Origin of the sequence: Kitasatospora sp. NPDC056446 (assembly GCF_042796115.1) — a bacterium.
Lineage (GTDB): Bacteria > Actinomycetota > Actinomycetes > Streptomycetales > Streptomycetaceae > Kitasatospora.
The window spans coordinates 1-1,839 of sequence record NZ_JBHTRF010000194.1; the positions used below are offsets into that span (position 1 = coordinate 1).

A 1,839-nucleotide genomic window follows, 5' to 3' on the forward strand; every position below is an offset into this window, starting at 1 on the left:
CTTCTCCCGAAGTTACGGGGTCATTTTGCCGAGTTCCTTAACCAGAGTTCTCTCGCACACCTTAGGATTCTCTCCTCGCCTACCTGTGTCGGTTTGCGGTACAGGCACCTTTTATCTCGCTAGAAGCTTTTCTTGGCAGCGGGGAATCAAAGACTTCGCTCCATAAGGAGCTTCCCCATCACAGCTCAGCCTTCACGATAAGCGGATTTGCCTACTTATCAGCCTAACTGCTTGGACGTGCACAACCAATCGCACGCTTCTTCTATCCTTCTGCGTCCCTCCATTGCTCAAACGATAAAGAGGTGGTACAGGAATATCAACCTGTTGTCCATCGCCTACGCCTGTCGGCCTCGGCTTAGGTCCTGACTAACCCTGAGCGGACGAGCCTTCCTCAGGAAACCTTAGGCATTCGGTGGACGGGATTCTCACCCGTCTTTCGCTACTCATACCGGCATTCTCACTTCTAAGCGCTCCACCAGTCCTTCCGGTCTGACTTCACTGCACTTAGAACGCTCCCCTACCACTGATACCATTGGTATCAATTCGCAGCTTCGGTGGTGTATTTAGCCCCGGTACATTTTCGGCGCAGAGTCACTCGACTAGTGAGCTATTACGCACTCTTTAAATGGTGGCTGCTTCTAAGCCAACATCCTAGTTGTCTAAGCAACTCCACATCCTTTTCCACTTAATACACACTTTGGGACCTTAGCTGGCGGTCTGGGCTGTTTCCCTTTTGACTACGGATCTTATCACTCGCAGTCTGACTCCTAAGGATAAGTCATTGGCATTCGGAGTTTGACTGAATTCGGTAACCCGGTGGGGGCCCCTAGTCCAATCAGTGCTCTACCTCCAAGACTCTTACCTTGAGGCTAGCCCTAAAGCTATTTCGGAGAGAACCAGCTATCTCCAGGTTCGATTGGCATTTCACCCCTACCCACACCTCATCCCCGCACTTTTCAACGTGCGTGGGTTCGGGCCTCCATTCAGTGTTACCTGAACTTCACCCTGGACATGGGTAGATCACCTGGTTTCGGGTCTACGACCACGTACTCATGCGCCCTATTCAGACTCGCTTTCGCTGCGGCTCCGCATCTTCTGCTTAACCTTGCACGGGATCGTAACTCGCCGGTTCATTCTACAAAAGGCACGCCATCACCCGTTAACGGGCTCTGACTACTTGTAGGCACACGGTTTCAGGATCTCTTTCACTCCCCTTCCGGGGTGCTTTTCACCTTTCCCTCACGGTACTGGTTCACTATCGGTCACTAGGGAGTATTTAGCCTTGGGAGATGGTCCTCCCGGATTCCGACGGAATTTCACGTGTTCCGCCGTACTCAGGATCCACTCAGGAGAGAACGAAGTTTTGACTACAGGGCTGTTACCTTCTATGGCGGGCCTTTCCAGACCTCTTCGTCTACCTCGTTCCTTTGTAACTCCGTACAGAGTGTCCTACAACCCCAAGAGGCAAGCCTCTTGGTTTGGGCTATGTTCCGTTTCGCTCGCCGCTACTCAGGAAATCGCATTTGCTTTCTCTTCCTCCAGGTACTTAGATGTTTCAGTTCCCTGGGTCTGTCTTCCATACCCTATGTATTCAGGTAAGGATACCATTCCATTACGAGTAGTGGGTTTCCCCATTCGGAAATCTCCGGATCAAAGCTTGCTTACAGCTCCCCGAAGCATATCGGTGTTCGTCCCGTCCTTCATCGGCTCCTAGTGCCAAGGCATCCACCGTGCGCCCTTTCTAACTTAACCATTTCTTACTTTAGAAAGAATCACTATGTGTGATGAACTTTGCATTGCATTCAATGTGAATGTATTACTTATTGTTATCTAGTTTTC

The 1,839-nt window shown here is 50.6% G+C and carries 1 rRNA gene; it reads right to left on the minus strand.

Annotated elements, in window-relative coordinates:
- Positions 1–1,752 (minus strand): 23S ribosomal RNA (locus tag ACFQ6N_RS40570); the annotation flags it as partial.
- Between the last annotated feature and the right edge of the window lie 87 nt (positions 1,753–1,839).